This is a genomic window from Legionella tucsonensis (assembly GCF_001468035.1).
GTDB classification, from domain to species: Bacteria; Pseudomonadota; Gammaproteobacteria; order Legionellales; family Legionellaceae; genus Legionella; species Legionella tucsonensis.
The window spans coordinates 32,256-48,165 of the sequence record NZ_LNZA01000004.1; the positions used below are offsets into that span (position 1 = coordinate 32,256).

Here is a 15,910-nt window from a genome sequence, read left to right on the forward strand (position 1 = left end):
ACGACTTTGTTCGCGGGGCAGGACGTCGGGAATAGAGCTGGATTGGTTTTTCAGCGATGTGTAGAAGATTCTGTTACGTGCAACCAGGCTAAGGACTGTTAGGTTTTTCGGCAAGAATTCCTATATGACTATCAGGTACTTTTTCTTTTTGTTTTTTAAAGAAATTATTTAACCCGCCAATAAGGGTATTACCGGCAGAAAATAGCTTATCCAGCATACTAAAATCCATTTCCATTTCAAAACATCTTACCGTGTTAATATTATTAAAATCATTGACAATCATTTGCGAGAAACACAAAAGCATGTAATTGAGCACCGCCTCATCCTGTTCTTTCTGACCCATGTTTTTAAACACAACATCATTCTCTAATTTTTTCCAGGTGTAAAAATTAATACTACGTCCATGATTGGGATCATAAAAATAAGCGGTTTTTATCTTTGAATCATAACGCAAATAGATTGCATGCCCCCACGATGCGTGTTCTGTGTCTTGGGTTCCATCTTTTTTAACTGAATGATGTCCAATGGATATTTTTACAATTCCATAATTTTTTAATTTTGACTTCTGTTGCTGAGTAACAGCTCGGAACAGTATCTGATAAATGGAGTCCGAAGTAAATGCAGGCTCATCAGCAAAATGCGAATCTTTATCGAGTATTTGAATTTTCTTAAGATGAAGCCGTTTTAACACTGCTTGCGATAAACCATTGTTCGCTTCTTCTCCTGAGTGTACTTGATACAAAGCTTGATTGTAGCGATCTTGTGGAGAGATATTCACTTCCGCTTTCCATTGAGAATCGGAAAGTACTTGATTTCTACCTAAACTGCTCATTTCTCGAGTAATTAACCTATAGGTATTTGCTTGGCATGCACCAGCTCCTAAGACCTCATCACTCCCCCCAATAAATCCTTGAATGTTTTCATACTGAATGGGATCACCCCACTGCTTAAAAAATTCGATTTCTTTTTTAACATCATCTAACAGCAGGGCATGCATTTTACTCGCAGACTGCTCACTGAGGGGTGAAATAATCTCTTTTACTTTGTCATACTGATCGGTTAATACGGCCAGATTCTCTTTGTTGTCTTTAATTTTTTGATCGATAAAGCGACTAAGAGAACGCAACAATTTATTTTTTGATCGCTGCAAAGCGCTGTCAATGTGCTGAGGAATATTTTCATTAGAGTTACCCAATTCTTTTTTGCATTTCTCGTATTCTTGCTCCAACAAATGAGTTGCTGTTGTAATGTGTTCTTGTCTTGCTTTAGTTAATACATGAATCAAAGGAGCTAAAGAAGGCACACCACCAGCAGCAAGAATCTTTTCCTTCAAGGCTATAAGTTCAATCTGATCTTGCAACTCTTTCAAGGTAGGGATCTCGTTTTCTTCCTGGCCATTAAGCACCGCGTTTTGTATCACATGCTTGATTTTTTGCTGGACAAGCTCTTTATTCATTTTAATTTTGCTAGAATCTAAGGCAAGCGCGGAAAAAACAGCGGCTTCATGCGGATTCTGGAGGAATTTTTCGGGGTGGGTAATTTGTTGATGCACGAATGCTTTCTTTAACACCAGAGAAAAGTCCTGAATATATTCCTTCGGCAACCGAGTGAGTGCTTTTTTAAGCTTAGGAAACATTTTAATCACCACTTCTTCTTGAGCCGTGACTTCGCCTCGTTCAAGCTTTATACTTAATTTGGACATTTCCTCGTCGTATTCTTGCTTTGTCATTTTCCCTTGAGCATATGCGATAATTCGAAGTTTATCAGACTCCGTCATCATTCGTGCACTATCGCGAATATCAGTTCCGATCACATCCCAATTGCCAATCATTTTTTCGGCTATTTCTTTATTTGTACTACGCTCCAAACGATCATAAAGTTCGATAAGTGCTGCGCGATTACAGGCTGAGCGAACACTAACCACAAACTGATCCAGTGCCTGAAGATTTTTAGTGTGATCCACTGATGCAGGCTTATCAGGCATATGCTCAATAACATGCTGAATATCACGAACGATTACAGGAGCTAACTCGGCTACCTCGTCAATTCGTTCATCTTGCAGCACCTGGCTTACTATTTGTATAGGGTTTGTATTAACCAATGAAAGTGACGCGATAACATGGTCTTCGTCTGTGATTTTTTTCAACTGCTCCGCAAGTATTTGCATAAATTCTTCATTATTTGCTTGTTTAGAGCCTAATAGGGATTGGGCTCGTTCCATAGCAACATCAAATCCTGCTGGCGAACCGCTCCACTCTTCCCTTTTTTCCTCGATCATTCTATTTCGTTGTCGCCCCGCAAGAGCTATTTTTTCCATAAACTCATTTATCTCAGATATTGAGCGTAATGGCGGAGTATTGTCATCAAGACGTCTGGAGGTAGGCCAGTGCATTTTATACACTTCCTCAAAAGGTATATTAAAGTCGTATTCGGCACATTTTTTTTTCAATTCATCAAGGATAGAACAATTTATTAGAACGATTATCTCATTGATTAATCTTTGATGTATTTGTTGCCAATATTCAAAATTGTTTGAACAAACAATAAATGGGATATTATCTGGAATTAATTCTTTTTCATTGATCATCTTTGCAATAGCAGAACTATTAAAGACATCGAGTTTATTGGGGCTACTATTGGGGTTAGAAATATTCCAAAAGTTGACCAAGTATGTCTTAAGGTTTTCTTGCATTAAAAGGTTTGCTTTCATTAAATAGAGTACATCTAAAGCGAATAATTCTTGCTTTAATTGCTCCAGATTAATAATCAGTTGCATTTTATATTCATTTAAACTTGGAAGGGTTTCTTGATTCTGATCATAAAAATGTCGCGCAGTTTTCTGGAAAAGCCAATTTCTTAGAACTGTAATGTTAAATGCCCTTAATTGCTCCTCAGTTACATCTTGAGGCCAATCACCATTTTTTTTCCAATATTCACTGGTATTAAAATACTCACATAATTGTCTGAGAGAAATCACATCTTCTAATTCTTCTAATGCAGCGGGAACTGCACTCATCATCCATGTCATTTTATCGTCACATTGAATTTTTAGCTTTTTCATATACTCTGAGAAACGATTGCATTCAACGACATAATTGTCTTCTTCCGAGGCAACTGTAGGATATGTCTCTTGAGGTGCAAGTGGACTCAAACTTAAATCAGCGTGAGTTGGAAAGTCATAATAAAAAACATATTGTCCACCAAAAATAGAGCGCATAACAATCTCAACAAAATATAAACACTTTGCGCATTATATACCAAATACCAACCTTTTTATTACGCCCATGAGAAATGTTCATGCTGCAGCTCTGTACCTTGAGAAAAAAACAACAAATAATCGGCTCATTTCCTAAAGCAAATTAGGCTTGTTAACAAAAACAATTTTCGTTCCATTCACGCTTAGGAGTTTGTTATGAGTTCTTTATATTGATCTTCATTAAAACCCATTGCGATCGTTTTGCTATTCTTTACCAAAATAGGTCTCTTGATAAGCGAGGTATTTGCGATAATAAAATCTATTTTTTCTGATAGACTCAATGCTTCATAATGATCTTTATATTTTCGATACGTCATTCCCTTTTTGTTGATAGGAAGCTCACCTAAATAATCACTCCATGCTTTTATTTGTTCTTTTGTTGGCGGGGATTTTTTAAAATCGATAAATTCATACTCAATTTTATTTTTCTCTAAGAAGGCACGCGCTTTTTTCACAGTATCACAATTGGGGATTGCAAACATTGAAATCATTTTTATTCCAAAGGATTCGGTTACTACACACATCATTATATCTTATAATGTTGCGCTAATTTCTTCTAGAAAATATTAAGTTACGCTGTAATGATTGTTGGCACGAATCAACGGTCCCTTGATTCACTCCTTTTTCTAGATTTGTAGCCTAAAAGATTACTACCCCTTAATGAGGGTCAAAAGGATTAGGAACAACAGGTTTCTCTTCAGGATTCGATGTATCACTTGCTACCCTTTTACTTAGATACTCTTCAGACTTAAAAAAAACAAAATTATCAGCACTTGTTTTTGCTGGTGGATTTTGCTCATATTGATACAATAAATCTCTTATTTCAGTATGACCCAGCACGGTTGCCAGCTCGTACAGTGTTACAGAAACTGTCGAGGAATTATTGAGTTGACCCGAACCCATTTTTTTCTGAACCAATTCATCCATGACGCGTTCATCTATCTGCGCATCACGAGCAAATTTATACAAAGAATTGACTTGAGCATTCAATGACATGGTTATTTTGGTTGGGCATGCAAGCAATTCTTTTAGTACATCGATATGATTCCAGCAAACAGCAGTTAAAATCGGGGTATTTCCTTCTTCATCCTCTACCAGATCAGGATTAACGCCTTCTTTTATAAGATTTTTAACCATGGTAGGATCATCATCTAACGCAGCAAGGAGCAGTAGAAGTGAACCTGCCCTTTTAGCTTTTTTTGCATCAACTCTATGGATTTCTTGAAATTCAGGTTGCTTTTCCCATGCGGTCATGCGTTTTTTAAAGTCTTCTTCATTCGCTTTATTACAATAAACATTGGTTGCAAAGACGCACTGACTTCCTGTCGAAAATGCGCTAAAAACTCTCTGGGATATTTCTTGTACATTGTTTCCAGGGATACGTTCGGGTTCCCGGCCACTATTAATGAATTGCCATTGATTCTCTGCCGAATCATATCCAACTGTAATGGCATGATCACCACTGCCAAGAATAAAAGCAATAGGTTTTTTGATCCCCTGCAATTCGTTTTTAAGCGTAAAGAAATATTTAAATAACTCATCAGAATCATAGGCTCCGATGAAGGTATTTATTCTGCTGATTCCTCCACTTTGTTCCAGTTTTTTGGAAAGAACAACGGGTGCGCTGAGTAGCGTATCTTGTTTTAATCGAGTTGCTTTTTCAAATAAAGAACGGTGCAAACCAGGTCGTTGATAGAGTTCTACCCCTTCAAAAAATGCCATATAATCATTTTCTGGATTGGTAAGCTCCGCTTTAAGTTTTTCTAATTCATTTCTACAATTCGTTAATTGTTGTTCTATATAAGTAGCATATAAAAAATCATTTTCTTTTTTGTTGAGCTCTTTTTTTAAGTGAACGAAATCAATCTTTACTACATCTAACAAATGAGCCGACCATTTTTTTCTCATCTCACGAAGTTTATCTTCAAGATTTAGGCTAGTTATCAAAGTTTTTTTTATATCCTCTTGTAATTGCTGGGTAGGATTTACCGCTTCTTTTTCCAGTATATCAATAGCCTGGTGTATACCCATATATTCACCGTAAATCTCGATAAGCTTGAGAAAGCGGGCTTCAAATAGATTGAATTCTTCAGAGAGAATGGCTTGCATACTCATATTGGCAACGCCAAAACACATTCCTCCAGAATCAGGGTGATATCCTGTTTCTGTCATTAACTCAATTAGCCAATCTTTATTCTCTTCGTCTCTCTCTTGTGGCATCTCTACCTCCGTTATTTACTCGAGGCACATCTGCCTACCTTTTTATTATAGCTGAATAAAAAAGCCTATTGTTTATCTTTTTTGAGTATCGCCATTAAAATAGACTCCCCATCTGGCGTGTCTATGATGCCCATTTCATGAAATCCCGCTTTTTCATAGCAGCGTTTTGCACGTAAATTATTGGGATCAGCTTCAATAATGATTTTCTTGATGAGAGGGTTTTGAAATAAAAATTGAATAAATTCTTTCATCATTAAAGTGCCGAAGCCTTTATTGATATAATTTTCCTCCCCAATAAATTGATCTAAACCTACTGTATTTGCATCCTCATTAGGCCACCAACCCTCACCTACTTTACTCGCCCAATAATATTGAATAAATGCGATCGGCTTGTTATTCATATAAGCAATATAAGGACAAATTACATCATCATCGATACGCATTCGATATTTCTTTTTAATTTGTTCTGGCGCAAGGTGATCATTCCACCATTCTAAGACATGTGGTTTTTCAAACCATCTGCATAATAGATCAAGATCGGAGATGGCGAGTGATTTAAATATAATTTGTCCAATCATTTTTTCTCTTACCAATCGTAGCTGGTGACTCGCAACACCACGATACTTTTTATCATAACTATTAATGTTCCTTATTATTTTTCAAGCTTTTTCTAATCTATTTTCAGGGGTACCTGGGGTTGTTACCTTTTTTTACTTCCATCGCAACATTATCATAAGTAGGCATAAAATGCCGAGCTGAGTAAATATCTATAATTTTATTCGCCTGGCTAGGATTTAGGTTTTGATTTTTTGATTGAAAAAAATGTGCCGCGTAACCACCTCTACGCAAGATCCTCAGCTTTTCCGCGTTTTTACTTTTCTGAGCACTATACAATAATTCACCCAAGGGTGTCGGCATAAATTAATCCACTATGAGTATTTTTTGACTTCACGGCCTATAATAAAACATATAGCCATTATGTTTATATTTGATACCAATGATAGCACTTACCCATGCTTTTGCTTCACTTTAGGGGAGTTATATGCCTGATGAAAATTATCATACAGTAATCATTGGTTCCGGCCCAAACGGATTGATTTCAGCACTGGTTGCAGCAAAATACTCCGGACCTGATGAAAAAATTGCCATTGTTGGCGATCGATTTGAAGAGCGCGGGGTACGTCAGCAAGTTTTATGGCTTAATGAGGATATTGGTCAATTTGTTAAAGAATTAGTAACAGAGAAGCACTTTGAAAACTTCGTCTCCCAAGGAAAAATTCGTGACGGCCATCCGGGTTTCTATGTGAAAACAGGCGACTTGGAAAATCTTCTTCATCAAGCAGCAATAGATGAGGAGGTTAGTAGTAAAAAAATTGAATGGGTAGAAGCAAAAAAAACGCCCAGAAATGAGAGCTCCATGACATTAGGTCCTGAATCAATTACCATTACCACGCCTAATAAAGAAGAGAGAACACTAGGCTTTCAAAATATTATCGATACGACCGGTGTTAAACGTGATTTGATCAAAGAAATAAACAAAATGCCCCCCAATAACCCCATTAAATTTGAAAAACTGGATACTCCCCTTCCTCATACAAAACATCTGGTCGTTACTTTTAACATTCCCAAGAACAGTAATGCTGAGGAATTTTCAAAATTATTAAATCAAAATGAAGGCCATCCTGAATCATTAGAGAAGTTAAAAAGTGAGTATGGGTGGCCTTACCCGACACGCCCCTTTTCCAAAGTACGCGTGGTTGATAATGTAGCCTATATTGGCGTGGAAATACCGGAAACACTTAATGACAAAGAAGCTCAGTGGAAGTACGCTAAAACGTTATTAAAGGATCATTTGCCAGACGAAGCCATTAAAGATATAACACCGATTACAAGTAATGGTACATCCTATGGAGATAAACAAGAGCAATTGTCGATTTCATCCTTTGATATAGAGTTAGGAAAAATATCAAAAACATACGTTCAACTACCGACCGGACGAACTGCTTTTTTTCAGGGTGACTCGTCAATTAATCCACTTTATACAACAGACTCAGGGTTACAAACAGGTATCTTGCAAGCCTTAGCACTTGCGAAGCATTTTCAAACTATTTCTCAAATACCGAAAGATGCATCCGTTGATGAAAAATCGAAAATTAAAAACTCGTCTTTGGCAATTTTTGAACGTACCAATAGTAAAATACTCGATAATATTGTTCGCTTGCAGAAAGACTGGATAGCAACGCGAAAAGATAATTTAAATTCTGCTGAAAAAAACCATAAGCTTCTTGAAGAAATTAAAAACATCATTGCTAAAATTGATAAATTTGCCATGACGGCTAACTCCCAGAAGGCCCAACAGATATCGGAACGATTAAAATCTGCTCTTCCTAAGGACATTAAAGATTATTCCAATCTCGATCTAACAAAAATAATTCAAGTTGTTAAAAATGAAGTTGCTCGCCTTGATCCTCACAACTCCCATGGAAAACACCGTGAAAAAGCGTTTCCCAAAGAGAATCCTCGCGATTTCATTGGCAAGCACCGCGAAAAAGTGCCTCCCAAAGAGCATCCTCGCGATTTCATTGGTAAGCACCGCGAAAAAGTGCCTCCCAAAGAGCATCCTCGCGATTTCCTTGGTAAGCACCGTGAAAAAGCGTTTCTCCAAGAGCATCTTACAAACTTATTACATACTGCTGGTGTAAGCAGAGATTCTACAGTTACCCGTATTGAAAACCAAAAGAATCTTAAGGAAAGATTGCAAACCGCGATTAAATCCTTAAGTACCGAGGCAAAAAAGCTGCGAGAAAACCTCGCTACACCCTCTTCACCCAAACTATAGGAACAAATTATGGATAAGCGCAAACCTTTTTATGCATTAGATGAAAATAGAATCAACCAGTTAAAAAAACGCGTGGAAAATTCTGGTTTCAGCAAGGAATTTTGGTCTAAAGTTTTGCTCGAGGACTATAATATAAACACAAATACTCGAAGCATAAATAATGATTACGCACAGATTTATGAAAACCTTTATGCGCTTGAAAAAATTAAAGAGTCCCCTTTACTTTCAGTTCCCACCCAATTGTTTATTCAAAATAATAAAGATTATGAACTATTTCTTAGCCTGATCGATAATAACGTGGATGAATTTCGCGCGCTTTTAGAAAAAAATCACTATAATAATGATGAACTGAAGGCGTTTCAGGAGCTGGCAGCATTCTTCGGATCTTTGGAAATTTTAGCCTGTATACCCAATTTACCTTTTGATAATAACACGTTGAATATGGCCATTTTGTCTGGCAAATACACCAGCATGCGATTACGGTATTTTACCAAATATTGCATGCCTGCTTATGATTCCATTAATTTTGCTATTCACTCACTCAATCTTGGATTATTACAAGAGTTAATTGAAGTCTATAATTTAAAACCATCATCCGATAATCTAGTGGTTGCTGCAGCCACAGGAGATCGGGATATATTTCAATTTTTACTTTCTAAGGGCATAAAACCAAAGGGAAAATTAGTATTAGAAACTGCATTAAAACATAATCAAGAAATTGCCGAGCTGATTATTCATCATTTTAACACTGACAATCAGAATACCATCTAAAACGAAATCCATCTTGTAATATTCATATTTTTAAATTGTAACTGCCCAGCTAGCTAAGAACCAGTGATGGAATATCCCGATTGAAAATTTCCTGAATAAACTGAAGGATATTCCATTTCTGCTTTCTAGCCGTATTGATAGCGCCACGCAGCATGGCGAGCTGTTTTGCGCCCGCGAAAACTGCCGGATATTTTCTGTTTGCATTAGACCTCTTCGGAACCTAGCATTTACATAGAAATACTTGTAAAAAGCTCCGCAAAAGGAGTTCATATGAAATATGAAGGAATAAAAGAGCCTTGAAGACGAAAAATTTCGTCGCCTAACTGGTGTTAAAATCGCTACATTTGCAAGGAGTCCGAAAACCCAAATTGAGCCTGGAATAATGACGCTTGAGTATATACGCGAATATCGCACTTATTTTCATGTCAGCCAAAGCTATGGGGTAAGCGAGAGTAAAACATCCTGATTTTGCGGCTACCTGGTTGAAAATCCTTATTAAAAAGTGATGTTAAGTATGAGTTAGTTATTATTGATGCAACAGAATGTCTATTGAGCGCCCCAAAAAAGACAAAGACGATTCTATTCAGGGAAAAAGAAACAGCATACGCTGAAAGCACAATTGATTGTTGACAAGAAAAGCAGAGAAATAGTTTGTACCAATTCCACTAATGTAAGTTAGCGCTGTGTTCGCGATATAAAGATCAGGTTCGTTTTTCGTAAGGGCGATAAAAAGAAGTAGTAAAGTAAGTCGGAGCATGAATGCTGCTTAGATAATTATAGGAAATGATATACATAAGCTTATCCTTAAATTGATAATATACTTCCCTGTACCTTCATTATGATGTCATATTTGGTTGGCACTTCTTTTAGTAAATTGCTCCAATTCCTCTTCTAAATCTGCTACTGTTTTCTTTGCTCCCTTAAGCAATTGATTTATTGACGAGAGAAACATATAACGATCAAGCCCTCGATCATCATTATTAGCAAAGTCATTTTTGAGAGTCTCGAGGTGTTCCCTTGCTCTAGTTAATTCGGCTTCTATTTCTATTTTTAATCTCATCTTTTCTCCATAAAATTAAAGGGAAATAACCTACAGCGCTATATATTGTCCATTGCTATAACGCATTGCTCATCTTTTATACTATGCGTTCACTTTAAGTCAATTTTTCAAGAACTATTACCCCAACCATGGTTATGGATCTTATTGATTCTGAAGTCAATTAAAATTTGCTATGGTATGTATATTTTTTAAATTAAAAAGGATAAATCATTGACTGGAATATTCATTGCGGCTGGATTCGCACTCATTTTGTTTTTCCTGGAAAGAATGTTTCCTCTTAGGAAGCGCAAAAGAGACACGTTTTCTCGCCTGACTGTCAATATTGCAGTTTCCATTACTACCTTTACTGTCGCTTTTCTGCTGATACGCCCGACAACTCGCTTTTTTCTCGGATGGACTGCCAGCACACCGTTCGGAATAATACGGTGGTTTAGACTCACGGGGCTTTGGGAAGCTTTAGCCGGTTTTTTACTGTTGGACCTTAGCTTCTATTATTGGCATATTGCCAACCACAAAATTCCGTTCCTTTGGCGTTTTCATAATGTACACCATATCGATCCCGACCTTGATGTTTCCACGGGTTTCCGCTTTCATCCTGGCGAAGTGGCGCTTTCCACTTTCTTTCGCGCTATTCAAGTGGCGCTCATAGGCGTATCGGCGAGTACTTTTTTGATGTACGAAGCCATATTTCAGATTGGTACTTTTTTCCATCACTCAAACCTGCGCCTTCCGTTGCGTTTGGAGCGGATACTGAATCTTATTTTCGTAACCCCGAGGATGCACGGTATTCATCACTCTAATTTCAGAAGGGAGACGGACTCAAACTACTCTGTTGTTTTTTCGGTTTGGGACAGATTGCACCGAACTATCGGCTTAGGCATCTCCCAGGAAGAAATCGATATTGGTGTTCCTGGATATGCGAGGAAAAAGGATAACTACTTAAAGCAAATACTGCTATTACCGTTTGTCCAGCAGCAGGAATACTGGAAAGATGAATCGGGGCATAACCGAGTGTCCCGGCGTAAAAAGAGCCAGCGTCGAGTAAGGTGGTTGATAGAATAGCTCTATTTCCCACGGTGCCCGCCATAGCCTGATTGCTCGCAGAGCCAAGCTACAGCGAGGCTTCTTTCATCGGAAATCAGAGCGATTTGGTTCTGCGTAAGGAGATTGCTATAAAAATGTAAGTCCAACCGCTAATGATCATATCAATCGCAATAAACAATCCGATGACCCATAACCCACTCATTGGCCATTGCAATAGAATCAGAATACCAAGTATTAAGGAGCATATCCCTGCAAACAAGATCCACCCCCAACCCTTTGTGTTTCGTAAAGATACGGACATGCTAATTCGAACTACACCAATAACAATAAGCGTCCAAGCCAATAAAGCAGTAATGATGGTTGACGCTAATAAAGGATCATATAAGACAATACCTCCGCCAATAAGGTAGAGTATTGCAACGATAATTTGCCAAATCGTACCTTTCCATTCTGTGTGTTTAAAAGCATCGGCAAAGTGCGATAATCCTGAAATCATGAGTAACGCGGCGAAAAAATACATGCTGACTATGGTTAATAAGATTTCCATTCCTAAACCAATAACGCCAAAGATCAAGAGCAAAATTCCTAAACCTAAAAACCATCCCCAGTGGCGTTGCATGATTTTTGTATCAGGATGAAGTGTAATATTATTTGTATTTTCCATATCAGATCCTTTTGATATATGTAATTTAACTATAGCTTATTATTCACAATTCTTTCTTTAGGCTGAAAAGTTTTCACTAGACTTCATAAATAAAATTTAGCGGGCACACAGGCGGATTATGCAACCAGCATTTTGCTTCTTTTATTTTTGAACACTTAATACGGCGTCCTTTAATTTTTTTGCCTTCTTAACTACTGATCAACTAAGCCTAATGCCTTTTCTATAGTTGGACGAATAGACAATAAACTATAGCGTCCCTTCTCCTCATCCTGTGCGACGGGAGCCAATTTTCCATTCATCACAAAGGCCCATATTTTCTTAGATTCTGGATACTTAGGCCCATGATTTACCCAATTCCTCCCATAACCACGACCGTGGTCCGTAGTTATTATGACCAGCGTTTGTTTATCTATGCCCTTGGCTTGTAAATAGCTCAAAATTTCATCTAACACGTCATCGTAATAGGACAATACTTTATGATAAGCCTTTAAATCATCTGCATGTGCCGCTTCATCGGCGTCATTTAATGATATCCATAAGAATAGAGGTTCATAGGTAACAAAATAATGCCATGCTTGTGCAAAAGTGTATGGATCATAACGGTTCTTGCTATCGGGATGATCATCATGTTGCTTTTGATTCAACGCGTCCATCACGTCATCAGGCTTTAAACTATCAGGATCGTATACAAATTCATTTCCGTTATTACTGAACGTTGTTCCTGCAATGTGCTCTGCAGCATAGCTAATCTCGGGCCAAGAGGAAAAAATTGCCACTTTCTTTTTAGGTAAATGCAATTGACGAATAATTTTCTCTGGCAATGTTTCAACTTTAATCCGGCCGCAATCGTTATCAGCACATGATTGTACCGATCCTGCCATTTGGCTTTGATATGAAGGAAGGCTAATTGGCACTGAAGCAGTATAGATAGGAGTATTGCCAGAAGGCTCTCCGTAAAAAATAAATTTGCTGGCGTGTTTTTGCCAAAATTTTGGAAAATGTTTGTGAGTTTGATAAACATCTTGCCAACGGACACCATCTAAAGTGACATAAATTACCTGGTTTATTTTCCCTGAAATAGGAGGTACTTCTGCAACAGCAAATACTATGGTGCAATATAAGCCTAAAATTGCTATAATCAATAGTCGAATGAACATAAAAACTCCAAAAAATTTCAAGAGCAGATCATTTTGTCGGTAAAGAAAAGCAAACCAAATGTTGATTTATTTTAAATAACCCAAAAGATAAGATGAGCTAATTTTTGCATGACAGCAAGGGGGAATGGCTTGAATTTTGGATTGCATTATTTAATGCGTGAGTCATGCTGTTGTTCTATTCATTTTATTATCTTCGTTAAAAACGTTATGCCGGATTATAGAAGTCGTCGCCAATGTCGTTATCACCTTCCTCTTCTATTGGGTTTTGTGGATCAGCCTTATTAACAACGACATCTTCAATTTTATCAAGTAGTTGACTGGACTTTGTTTGATGTACAAAGAGAAATGAACGATTGCATCCCCAGTTTATCAAACCTTTAATCACTATCCCAACTCCTGCAGTTGAGACACCAAGAGCGAGGTTTACTAGAAACTCTGACCAACCTCGATGCTCATCAAGCGCATGATGGGCGTCACGTATCAAATTTAGAGATTGATCTTTAAATGTTTTGTAGGTGTCATGATTTGGATTTGCAAAATATACATCTGCTTGGCCACTAAGCGTTTGATGAAGCTTTGTAGCAACATCCCAAGCGTTGTTAAGCTTACGATAATCTTCATCGTTTTTATCGCCCTTTGCGTCATCCAAGGCCTTACGTTTGCGCTCCTCCAGATCAGTGATTTTATTCTGGAGTAGAGCAAGGTTTTTGTAGAATTTTCTTTCTCCCTTAATTCCATAAGCAGTGGGTAACTGGCTTGGATTTATGAGGAGTGGTGGCTGGGCGAGTTCTCTGGCTAGCGCTTCTTTTTCGGCTGTTAAAACGGGCTTGTAGAATTCCTCTTCAGCGCTGAGCCATTGCACGATTTGGTCATCAAACTCATGCACTTCAAACTCGTAGTTTCCAATAAATTCCCTAGCATATTTATTGTGAGTTAAAGCAGGTCTTAATAACTTTATTGCTAAATCCTTAGGCACTTCTTGAATATTTTTTAGATATTTTTCAATGAGAGTGACCGCATTATATAAATTGCAAAGCTCAGTATCAACATGAGCCTCCCGTCTAAGCCTGCCTGCGGTTAATTGGACATGCTGTTTTAAAAATGTAAATCCAGCAATATTTACTTGAGGGTCATGGCCTAATAATGTTAAGTAGTGATGTAATTGTGTGCTTTTATGCTTTTTATACTCAATTCGTTCTAATGCATCAGTTGTCCTTTCCCAATGCCCACCATGTGACGCACCTCTATGGTCTCCCGTATGGCAAATCGTGATAAGTTGTGGATTTGGCAGGGGGATATCTGGATCAATTGTCTCTTCAATTCCATGCTCTTCTTGTGGAATATAGTTTAGGCTAAATCCCAATGGCTTGCAGACAAGCGTTGCTAAATCATATTGATCTAAGCTTGCATAGCGAGCAGTTTCCGGATTTATTTGTGTATATTCCGCAATAACCTCTTCTTTAGCTTTATGTGCTCCGGGAACAAACTCTCTGTATATTGCCGGTTTATCTAGTTGGACTGCCATAAAAAGACGAAGCACCGGCCCCATCATGATTTGAATATCAAAAGGGTTATACTGCTTTAGAATACCCGCAAATTGTTTCCAGGACAAATCGTTCGAATCAAAGCCATAAAATTCAGCAAAATTATTTTTTAATTCAGCATAAGTATCATTATGTTGATTATTATACTGCTCATCCTTTGCAAAACGATATATTTCCTGTACTAACTCAGGAGTTATCGCATGCAGTGGGCAGTTATTAAGCGCTGCTGATATTTTGGGATATGGCATAAAATAATTCCGTTTAAGGTCTAAGTTAAATTATAGTTCTATTTGATTAAGAAAATATTAATTTTGTGTTTGCTTCTGTAAAAGTTGAAAAGAACTCATATAACCGTTACCATGATCAACAATTTGCATACAAATAATTTGAACAGAAATAAAAATCAGGGTGTTATTTGTAGTATCTGAGCATTCACTAGCTAGAGAAATCTTCTCAAAAACAGTATTGGAAGTAACTTTTCAATACATCAATTACTAGCACTCTCCAAGAATATAAACCTAGGGAGGATTATCAAATGGATAATCAAATGAACAATCTCTTAAAATTAACTAAGAATGACTCGCAATCGGCTTACATATCTGAGCAGGAAGAAATTTTTTTTAAAAGTAATGGCATTTTAACGTTGGGAGTAGAAATTGAACTGCAACTCATCGATTCTGAAAATTATAATTTATGCTCAAGAGCTACTGAAGTACTTAGTGCTACGGCCCACCTCGAAAAAATTAAACCAGAGTTTTATTTAAGTACCATAGAGGTGAATACGGATAAATGTATTACTGCCCAGGAAGTTGAAGATGATCTTTATAAAACACTTGCTTCATTACAAAATGCAACAAAAGATTTAGGAGTTTTATTTTCAACAACGGGTTCTCACCCATTTTCTAAATACTCTGATTGGGAGGTTTCTCCTACGACTCGTTATCAGGAGCTAATTGACCGCAATCAATGGCTTACACGTCGTATGAGCGTATATGGGTTGCATGTTCATCTGGGTATGTCCAGTGGTGAAGAATGCATACGATTTAATAACTTTTTCATGTATTTTTTGCCTCACTTATTGGCGCTGTCCTCCAGTTCTCCTTTTTGGCAAGGAATTGACACCGGGCTTGCTTCATGTCGCCCCACTACTTATGAGGCTCTTCCGACAGCGGGTCAGCCCTATCATGTCCGCTCATGGCAAGACTTCGAAAACTTATATAAAACATTGAAGTTATGTGGCTCGATTAAATCACTTAAAGATTTATGGTGGGATCTAAGACCAAGTCCTGGTTTTGGAACTCTGGAAATTCGCGTTTGTGATGGCGCTGCAACGCTTGCAGAAACATTGGCGCTTG

Annotated in this window: 12 protein-coding genes and 1 pseudogene; 5 read left to right on the forward strand and 8 right to left on the reverse strand. The window is 37.6% G+C overall.

Annotated features, from left to right (window positions below):
* Positions 1–88: 88 nt before the first annotated feature.
* The 4 genes from Ltuc_RS12535 to Ltuc_RS12550 all read right to left on the reverse strand — a co-directional run bounded on the left by Ltuc_RS12535 (position 89) and on the right by Ltuc_RS12550 (position 6,054).
* Positions 89–3,217, reverse strand: a complete 3,129-nt coding sequence (locus Ltuc_RS12535) for a hypothetical protein (RefSeq protein WP_058521708.1) — start codon at positions 3,215–3,217, stop codon at positions 89–91.
* Positions 3,218–3,399: 182 nt separating this feature from the next.
* Positions 3,400–3,747, reverse strand: a complete 348-nt coding sequence (locus tag Ltuc_RS12540) for an arsenate reductase family protein (protein ID WP_058521709.1) — start codon at positions 3,745–3,747, stop codon at positions 3,400–3,402.
* 166 nt (positions 3,748–3,913) lie between these two features.
* On the reverse strand, positions 3,914–5,476 hold the full coding sequence (locus Ltuc_RS12545) for an ankyrin repeat domain-containing protein (RefSeq protein ID WP_058521710.1): 1,563 nt from the start codon (positions 5,474–5,476) through the stop codon (positions 3,914–3,916).
* A gap of 65 nt (positions 5,477–5,541) precedes the next feature.
* A complete protein-coding gene (locus Ltuc_RS12550) occupies positions 5,542–6,054 on the reverse strand; it encodes a GNAT family N-acetyltransferase (protein WP_058521711.1) in 513 nt (170 codons plus the stop codon).
* Positions 6,055–6,518: 464 nt separating this feature from the next.
* Here Ltuc_RS12550 and Ltuc_RS12560 point away from each other — a divergent pair, with 464 nt between their 5' ends.
* The 3 genes and pseudogenes from Ltuc_RS12560 to Ltuc_RS15715 form a co-directional block, all read left to right on the forward strand.
* A complete protein-coding gene (locus tag Ltuc_RS12560; RefSeq protein WP_058521713.1) occupies positions 6,519–8,315 on the forward strand; it encodes a hypothetical protein in 1,797 nt (598 codons plus the stop codon).
* A gap of 9 nt (positions 8,316–8,324) precedes the next feature.
* The gene (locus Ltuc_RS12565; RefSeq protein ID WP_058521714.1) at positions 8,325–9,086 is read left to right on the forward strand and encodes a hypothetical protein; all 762 of its coding nucleotides are present in this window, start codon (positions 8,325–8,327) and stop codon (positions 9,084–9,086) included.
* Positions 9,087–9,356: 270 nt separating this feature from the next.
* Positions 9,357–9,756: pseudogene (locus tag Ltuc_RS15715) on the forward strand (transposase family protein); the annotation flags it as partial.
* Positions 9,757–9,930: 174 nt separating this feature from the next.
* Here Ltuc_RS15715 and Ltuc_RS12570 read toward each other — a convergent pair.
* Positions 9,931–10,146, reverse strand: a complete 216-nt coding sequence (locus tag Ltuc_RS12570) for a hypothetical protein (protein ID WP_058521715.1) — start codon at positions 10,144–10,146, stop codon at positions 9,931–9,933.
* A 210-nt stretch (positions 10,147–10,356) separates the two neighbouring features.
* Here Ltuc_RS12570 and Ltuc_RS12575 point away from each other — a divergent pair, with 210 nt between their 5' ends.
* Positions 10,357–11,208, forward strand: a complete 852-nt coding sequence (locus Ltuc_RS12575) for a sterol desaturase family protein (protein WP_058521716.1) — start codon at positions 10,357–10,359, stop codon at positions 11,206–11,208.
* 76 nt (positions 11,209–11,284) lie between these two features.
* Here Ltuc_RS12575 and Ltuc_RS12580 read toward each other — a convergent pair whose 3' ends face one another.
* The 3 genes from Ltuc_RS12580 to Ltuc_RS12590 form a co-directional block, all read right to left on the reverse strand.
* Positions 11,285–11,854: an HdeD family acid-resistance protein gene (locus Ltuc_RS12580; protein WP_058521717.1), complete on the reverse strand. Its 570-nt coding sequence runs from the start codon at positions 11,852–11,854 to the stop codon at positions 11,285–11,287.
* Between the two features lie 191 nt (positions 11,855–12,045).
* Positions 12,046–13,011: a sulfatase-like hydrolase/transferase gene (locus tag Ltuc_RS12585; RefSeq protein ID WP_058521718.1), complete on the reverse strand. Its 966-nt coding sequence runs from the start codon at positions 13,009–13,011 to the stop codon at positions 12,046–12,048.
* Between the two features lie 205 nt (positions 13,012–13,216).
* On the reverse strand, positions 13,217–14,803 hold the full coding sequence (locus Ltuc_RS12590; protein ID WP_058521719.1) for a hypothetical protein: 1,587 nt from the start codon (positions 14,801–14,803) through the stop codon (positions 13,217–13,219).
* Positions 14,804–15,090: 287 nt separating this feature from the next.
* On the opposite strand from Ltuc_RS12590, the gene Ltuc_RS12595 reads away from it, so the two are divergent.
* Positions 15,091–15,910 (forward strand): carboxylate-amine ligase (locus tag Ltuc_RS12595; protein WP_058521720.1); only part of this gene is annotated, 820 nt, incomplete at its 3' end.

Excerpts from the sequence above, each read along its gene's own strand:
- Ltuc_RS12540 (WP_058521709.1), bottom strand. The coding sequence starts at position 3,747 with ATGATTTCAATGTTTGCAATCCCCAATTGTGATACTGTGAAAAAAGCG.
- Ltuc_RS12590 (WP_058521719.1), bottom strand. The coding sequence starts at position 14,803 with ATGCCATATCCCAAAATATCAGCAGCGCTTAATAACTGCCCACTGCAT.
- Ltuc_RS12570 (WP_058521715.1), bottom strand. The coding sequence starts at position 10,146 with ATGAGATTAAAAATAGAAATAGAAGCCGAATTAACTAGAGCAAGGGAA.
- Ltuc_RS12535 (WP_058521708.1), bottom strand. The coding sequence starts at position 3,217 with ATGCGCTCTATTTTTGGTGGACAATATGTTTTTTATTATGACTTTCCA.
- Ltuc_RS12545 (WP_058521710.1), bottom strand. The coding sequence starts at position 5,476 with ATGCCACAAGAGAGAGACGAAGAGAATAAAGATTGGCTAATTGAGTTA.
- Ltuc_RS12560 (WP_058521713.1), top strand. The coding sequence starts at position 6,519 with ATGCCTGATGAAAATTATCATACAGTAATCATTGGTTCCGGCCCAAAC.
- Ltuc_RS12585 (WP_058521718.1), bottom strand. The coding sequence starts at position 13,011 with ATGTTCATTCGACTATTGATTATAGCAATTTTAGGCTTATATTGCACC.
- Ltuc_RS12565 (WP_058521714.1), top strand. The coding sequence starts at position 8,325 with ATGGATAAGCGCAAACCTTTTTATGCATTAGATGAAAATAGAATCAAC.
- Ltuc_RS12550 (WP_058521711.1), bottom strand. The coding sequence starts at position 6,054 with ATGATTGGACAAATTATATTTAAATCACTCGCCATCTCCGATCTTGAT.
- Ltuc_RS12580 (WP_058521717.1), bottom strand. The coding sequence starts at position 11,854 with ATGGAAAATACAAATAATATTACACTTCATCCTGATACAAAAATCATG.